Origin of the sequence: Mycobacterium sp. 1165178.9 (assembly GCF_001673555.1) — a bacterium.
Taxonomy (GTDB): Bacteria; Actinomycetota; Actinomycetes; order Mycobacteriales; family Mycobacteriaceae; genus Mycobacterium.
The window spans coordinates 1-6,856 of the sequence record NZ_LZMB01000060.1 but is presented as its reverse complement, the minus strand read 5'-3'; the positions used below and the strand labels follow the sequence as shown (position 1 = coordinate 6,856).

At 66.8% G+C, this 6,856-nt stretch carries 5 protein-coding genes and 1 pseudogene; 2 read left to right on the top strand and 4 right to left on the bottom strand.

Translation table 11 applies throughout. The features are described from left to right. Both A5652_RS03050 and A5652_RS03045 read left to right on the top strand, forming a co-directional pair. A pseudogene (locus A5652_RS03050) lies at nucleotides 1–521 on the top strand (hypothetical protein); the annotation flags it as partial. 50 nt (nucleotides 522–571) lie between these two features. Beyond that, complete coding sequence (locus A5652_RS03045; RefSeq protein ID WP_067346496.1) at nucleotides 572–1,240, top strand: response regulator transcription factor; 669 nt, start codon at nucleotides 572–574, stop codon at nucleotides 1,238–1,240. On the opposite strand, the gene A5652_RS03040 is transcribed toward A5652_RS03045, so the two are convergent. From A5652_RS03040 to nusB, 4 genes are all read right to left on the bottom strand, one after another. Further along, complete coding sequence (locus A5652_RS03040) at nucleotides 1,222–2,628, bottom strand: HAMP domain-containing sensor histidine kinase (RefSeq protein WP_232001072.1); 1,407 nt, start codon at nucleotides 2,626–2,628, stop codon at nucleotides 1,222–1,224. The two genes, A5652_RS03045 and A5652_RS03040, sit on opposite strands and share 19 nt — an antisense overlap. Before the next feature lie 392 nt (nucleotides 2,629–3,020). After that, the gene (locus A5652_RS03035; protein ID WP_067346494.1) at nucleotides 3,021–5,873 is read right to left on the bottom strand and encodes an aminotransferase class I/II-fold pyridoxal phosphate-dependent enzyme; all 2,853 of its coding nucleotides are present in this window, start codon (nucleotides 5,871–5,873) and stop codon (nucleotides 3,021–3,023) included. A 95-nt stretch (nucleotides 5,874–5,968) separates the two neighbouring features. After that, entirely contained in the window at nucleotides 5,969–6,367 is a 399-nt protein-coding gene (locus tag A5652_RS03030; RefSeq protein ID WP_067346492.1) for an antitermination protein NusB, read from the bottom strand. After that, a complete protein-coding gene (gene nusB, locus A5652_RS03025; RefSeq protein ID WP_067346490.1) occupies nucleotides 6,364–6,855 on the bottom strand; it encodes a transcription antitermination factor NusB in 492 nt (163 codons plus the stop codon). The genes A5652_RS03030 and nusB overlap by 4 nt, the downstream gene beginning before the upstream one ends. Nucleotide 6,856 lies beyond the last annotated feature (1 nt).

Below are 6,856 nucleotides of genomic sequence, written 5' to 3'. Positions count from 1 at the left end.
GGTCGCTGGTGCTGCTGGCGTGCCTGCTGGCCACGCTGGGCCTCTGGCGGTGGTCGCAGGGCACCGTGTCGGTCAGCACCGTCTCGACCCCCAAAGTCGAGGCTTTCTACTGGGCGACCATCACGTTCTCGCAGACGCTGGGCACCGCGCTCGGCGATTGGCTGGCCGACACGCGCGATTTCGGGTACGAGCGCGGCGCGCTGGTTTTCGCGGCTGGCCTGGCCGTCGTCACGGCCCTGTACTTCTGGACGTCCATCTCGCGCGTCACCTTGTTCTGGGTCGCGTTCATCCTCACCAGGCCGCTGGGGGCGACGGTGGGTGACTTCATCGACAAGCCCGTGGCCGACGGCGGCCTGGCCTGGAGTCGCCCGCTCGCCTCGGCGGTGCTCGCGGCGCTCATCGCGGTGTTGGTCGTCGTCATACCGCAGCGTCCGGGTCGCCACCCCGGCGAGCTCAAAGATGATGTGGCAGAGGCTCACCCGGGCACCGGTGTCGGTCAACCAGATCGGGACGCACAGTGACGCGCTGGCCCGACTGAGGGTACGGCCGGCGCTCGACGTAGCGTTGAAACATGCGAGTCCTGCTCGTTGAGGATGAACCGCGCTTGTCCGCCACCGTAGCCAGGGGGCTCAGGGCGGAGGGGTTCGTCGTCGTGGCCGCCGGCAACGGTGTCGACGGCCTGCGAGAGGCCACCGAAAACGGTTTCGACGTCGTCGTTCTCGACATCATGCTGCCCGGGCTCAGCGGTTATGAGGTGCTACGGCGGATGCGGTCGCACAATGTGTGGACACCGGTGCTCATGCTGACCGCCAAGGACGGTGAGTACGACGAAACCGACGCCTTCGACCTGGGAGCGGATGACTACCTGACGAAGCCGTTCTCATTCCGCGTGCTGGTGGCGCGGCTGCGTGCGCTGGTTCGTCGCGGTGCACCGGCGCGGCCGGTGGTGATGAAAGCGGGGACGCTGGCCCTGGATCCCGCCCGGCACACGGTCAAACGGGGCTCGACGCCGATCGCACTGACCCCGCGCGAATACGGGGTGCTCGAGTTCCTGATGCGCAATAAGGACGTAGTGGTGACCAAGGCCGAGATATTGCAGAACGTCTGGGACGCGCATCACCACGGCCCCGACAACGTGGTCGAGGTCTACGTGGGATACCTGCGTCGCAAGATCGATGTTCCTTTCGGTACCAACACCATCGAGACGATTCGGGGCGTCGGTTACCGGCTGCTGTGCTGAGGCAGCGTCACAATCATCTTGGTTCCACCGCAGGGCGGGTCGTCAATGGTGACCACGCCCCCATGCGCGGCAACGACCTCGGCGACGATCGCCAGGCCCAGCCCGGTCCCTCCCCCACTACGGGCCCGATCGGAATCCAGGCGCACGAAACGTTCGAATACCCGGCCCCGGTCGGCCGGGGCTATTCCGGGGCCGTCGTCGCTGACGGTGAGGACGGCAGCCCCGCCTTGGCCGCTTACTTCGATCCAGACGCACGAAACCGCGTGGCGGACAGCGTTTTCGACGAGGTTACGGATCATCCGCGACATGGCCACCGGGTCGGCCTGCAGGCGCACCGGCCGGATATCGGTGTGGATCACGCATGGCGTGTCTCGCCGCGCGCGGTCGGCTTCGGCGTGCGCGAGGTCATCGAGCGCCACCTGTTCTGTGCGCCGGAGCAGCGTCTGCTCGTCGGCGCGGGCCAGCAGCAACAGGTCTTCGATCAGGGTGTGCATGCGCCGCGCCTCGGGCAGCAAAGCGTTGACCGCCAGTTCGGCATCGAGCAGATCGGGATGCGCCTCGGCCACCTCCAATCCGGAGATGATGGTGGTCAGCGGGCTGCGCAATTCGTGTGACGCGTCGCCGACGAAGCGTTGTTGCGCTTGGTGGCCCGCCTGCAGGCGCGAGAGCATCTCGTTCATGGTGACGGCCAGGGCCGCGATCTCGTCGTGCCCGGCCGGCACCGGTACCCGCTCCGCCAGATCGGACGTCGAGATGTCGGCCACCCTGGTCCGGATGGCGTCCACCGACTGCAGCGACCGTCGCACCAGCCAGTAGGTTGCGGCCGCCACCACCCCGACGATCACCGGTGCGCTGCAAGCCAACAGGATCGCCAGCGTCCGCGCGGTCGCCTCGACCGCCTCGCTGCCTCCACCCACCAGCACCGTGTACACACCGGATCGGGTCGCGACTTTTTGACCACTGACCCGCATGTCGTCACCGGCCACCGCGTCGTCGGGCAGGCCGCGACGCAAGTTGAAGTCGAACTCGCTCGCGGCGACCAGCGGGGTTTTCGGTGCGGCGCCGGATCGCCTGACCACGTTGCCATCCGGACCGATCAGTTGCGTTGCGACCACCCGCTGGTCGGTGGTCAGCAGCGCGTTATCGACGTCGTCGGGCGAGTCGGACTGCAGGGCCTTGGTGATGTCGCGCACCCGTTCGGCGGCGGCGTAGTCGACGCCCGCCAGCAACTTGCGGTACAAGACCGCGTCCAAAGCCGCGCCGGCCACGCTGAGCGCACACAGCACGACGAGCGCCGACACGGCCGCCGAGCGGGCCGAAATGCCCAGGTGCGCGAGGTGCCACGAACCCCCTCGGCCGTTTCGCCGAAACGGCCAGACACCGGATATTCGCACGTCGTTAATTCTGCAGGCCCGCCGCCCGGGGTGAAAACATCGAGCTCAGCGCGTTCTCAGCGCCCTCTCAGCGCCTCCGTCCTAGGCTGACGTCGTCATGCCTGGTCTTGCGCGCCCTGTGCGTCATAACGGTCGTGCGATCACCCGAATACTGGTCGGCGCGGCGATCGTGTTCGGCTGCGGTGCCCTGGGATGCGTCCCGGCCGGTGCCGACCCAAGCCCCTTCAGCACCCTCAGTTCGACCTGCAACCAGACGGCTCCTGGGGGCAGGGACGCACTCCTTCAGGGGATCCGGCGAGGTATCGCCGACTGGTCGCCGGCCGGACCGCACCCCTCTGCCCGCACCACGTGCGGCGCAACCCCGACACCGACGACCGGTTGATCGCTCAGCTGTCGGCGACCGACGGCACCGCATCGGCACCGTTGTTGCGTGCCCCGTTGGTTCCGGACGCGTCGGCGGGCAGCTCGAAAGCCGCGGTCACCGAACCCACCGCCGCCATCGCCGCGTTGCGTTGCGCCTCCATGCGCGCCAGCGCCGTCTCGGTGAAGACCGACAACCCGAGGTCGGGGTTGTATCCGTGGATTTCCTTGATGTCGAGCTGGGCTAGGAAGTAGACGATCTCCTTGGACACCACCTGTCCGGGGACCAGCACCGGGAAGCCCGGCGGGTAGGGCACCACGAACGTGGTGGATACCAGGGTCTTGCCCTCGGCGAGCCGTCTGCCCGCGGTGCCGATCTGCACGTATTCGCGGTCCGACTCTTCGTATCCGGCGTAGAACGCCGACCGCATGTCGCCGAATTTGCATTCATCGACGGGCCGGAACGCCACGTCGAACTCGCTGAAGTCCGGCAGGTGCGGCAGATCCTCGGTGATCTCCTCGACACGACGCTCCTGCAACGCCCGGTCCGCTACGCTGGCCGCTTTCTCGATGCGATCCAAATCGAGTGCCACCCTGCGTAATACGTCGAGCAGGTAGTGCACGCTCGACCAGGTGACACCGATCGTGAAGATCAGCAACACGCTGTTGATCGAGGTCTTGTTGATCTGGATGCCGAATCGCTCCATCAGCACTTTTTCGCGGAAGTCGAATCCGGTCATTCCCGTGTTGCCGATGAACAACGTGACCCGCGTCGGGTCCAGCACGAACTGGTCGGACCGCCAGGCCTCGTTCCATTCGGCCAGGGCGCCCTGCCTGATAGAAGCGGTCGAGCTGACCGTGGAGGCACGGAACTCCTCGGGCACCAGGTCGGACTCGTCGAGGATGCTGAACCACCTGCTGATCAACCTGTCTTTGCGCACCCGATGGCGGAAGACCAACGCCATGTCGTAGACCTGGCGGACCAGTTGAAAGCCCTCCATGTCGACCTGCCGACGCGCCAGGTCCAGCGAGGCGAGCAGTTGTTGGTTCGGCGAGGTCGAGGTGTGGGTCAGGAAGGCCTCACCGAAGGCGTCGCGGGCGCGGGAGTTGAAGTCCTGGTCGCGGACATGAATCATCGAAGCCTGTCGAAACGCAGACAGGGACTTGTGGGTGGAGTGCGTCGCATACACGCGTACCCGCGCGCGACCGGAGTCGGGAAGCAGCCGCCGCTCAACCCACTCCGATCGGTCCACTCCTTCCATCGACGTAAGCCAATCCTGGTATTCTTCAGCGTATTCCGGCGATGCCAGCATCTGCTCGAGACGCTCGGCAGACACCATCGCGGTCCGCTGCCGCGCCCACGGTACGGCCGTGGCGAACGCATACCACGCCTCGTCCCACAAAAAGCAGATGTCGGGCTTGATCGCCAGCACCTCCAGCATGACCTGCATGGGGTTGTAGACGACACCGTCGAAGGTGCAGTTGGTCAATAGCAGCATGCGCACCCGGTGCAGCTGGCCGGCCGCTTCCAGGTCCAGCAGCGTCTGCTTGATGGTGCGCAGCGACACCGCGCCATAGATCGCGAACTGGGGCAGCGGATAGGCGTCCAGATACAGCGGGTAGGCGCCTGCCAGCACCAGCCCGTAGTGGTGCGACTTGTGGCAGTTGCGGTCGATCAGCACGATGTCGCCGGGTCGCGTCAGCGACTGCACCACGATCTTGTTGGCGGTCGACGTCCCGTTGGTGACGAAATAGGTATGCTCGGCGTTCCAGGTGTGCGCCGCCTTGTCCATCGCCTTTTTGATGTTGCCGTGCGGATCCAGCAGCGAGTCCAAACCCCCTGAGGTGGTGGAGGTTTCGGCCATGAAGATGTTGCGGCCGTAGAACTCCCCCATGTCCTGCAGCGACTTGGAGTTGAAGATGCTGGCGCCGCGCGCGACCGGCAGGGCGTGGAATTGACCGACGGGTGCGGCGGCGTATACCCGCAGCGCATCGAAAAATGGTGTGGCGTAACGGTTTCGCAGCCCGGCGAGCACGGTGCTGTGCAGGTCGGTGACGTCGTTGAGCCGGTAGAACGTCCGGTCGTAGACGTCTGGCTCGTTGTCATCGCCGGCCGCGATCGACTCGTCGGTGAGCAGATAAAGGTCGATGTGAGGCCGCAGCTCCCTGATCCACTCGCCGCACTCCACCCAGTCGTTGGCGCGGTCCGGAATGACGCCGTCCGCGTCCTCGTTGGGCCCGAGCAACGTGTTCATCAGCGGCAGCCGGTCGCGCGACCGAAGCGGCAGGTCGTCGCGGATGATCGCGGCCTGGATCTCGCCGTTCAGCGCGACCGCGGTGATGGCGTCCTCGACGCTGGGGACAACCAGGATCTCGAACTGCACATCGTCGGACGGGCTGCGCAGCGCCCGCAGGCATTCGGCCAAACTGTCCGGCGCGGTGCTGGGAGCGTCATCGGCCAGCAGCACGGTGTAGAAGTGCTGCTGCTTGGCCTGCGCGACCAGTTCCTGATCATCCAGCGGCGCCGAGGTGTCGAACAGCCCTGCGCGGTCGCCGTATTCACTCAGCAGCCGGACGGCCAGAGAGACCTCCTCGGTGAGCCGCACCGTGGACAGGCTGTCCAGGTGGGCGCGGAAGGTCGCCAGGTTGGCCGCTCCGGGGTACAGCCAGTAGCGCTCGTAGGCGCCGATGCGGTCCATCAGGCGTTTCACCCGCGCCACGTCGTGGGCCTTGTCCAGCCCGGCGAGATCCACCTCGGCGAGGTGACGGCAGGCGTCGTCGAGCAGATTCCAGGTGTCGACCCTGGCGTATGACGGGTTGGCCACGGCCGCCAGTGCGGACACCCGAAGTCGTCGCGGCTGGGTGCTGTATCGAATCATGAGCTCACCTGTTCTTCTCGGATCGCCGCCGCTGACGTGCCGCTCGTATTGTCAACCCGCCGCGTCACCCCCGTGGTCGTTTCACCGCAGCTCGATCAATCCGCCTCGTCGCCGCCTTCCACGTCACCCTCGATGACGCGCCGTCGCCCCCGGGTGCCGTCCGCCCACCGCAGCATCGGCAACTCCCAGCGACGAGCCGGCAACTCGGTCACATCGGTGAGCGACCTCACCACAGCCTGCGTCAGTCCCATGATCGCGGCCATCACCGGCAGCAGCGGTTGCAGCGGCTTTGCCGCCGAGCGCACCGTGCTGATGCGGCGGGCGACGACGACCCGTTCGACGCAGTGATACAACCAGGCGCCCACGCCGAGCGCGTAGATCGAGAGCACCGAGGCGACGACGGTGAGCCCATAAGCGGCGCAGATCACCGCACCCAGCACCACGGTCGCGGCCAGGAGGGCCGCCACGAACAGGCGCAGCTCCAATCGGGTCATGGCTGCGGCCCGTGGTCCTCCGGTGTCACGTCGGAACCGACCGCACCGCGAACCGCCTGGGCGGCCGCCCTGATCTGCGGCGTCACCAGCATGACGTGGCCGAGCACCCCGTTGACGAAGCCCGGCGAGTCGTCGGTGGACAGCTCCTTGGCCAACTGGACGGCCTCGTCGACGGCGACCGGCTCCGGCACGTCGTCGGCATACAGCAGCTCCCAGACCGCGACCCGCAGGATTGCGCGGTCCACGGCCGGCAGCCTGTCTAGCGTCCAGCCCTGCAGATGCGAGCTGATCAGGTCGTCGATGTGCGCGGCGTGTTCGCCGACGCCCCGGGCCGCCGCGGCCGTATACGGCTGCAGGGGCGCGATTTCGGGGTTCGTTTCGGCGAGCCCGGTGCGGAGGTCGACGACCTCCGCCGGGCTCAGCCCGCGGGCCTCGGCTTCGAAAAGCAGGTCGACGGCACGTTTGCGGGCCTGATGGCGTCCCCTCACG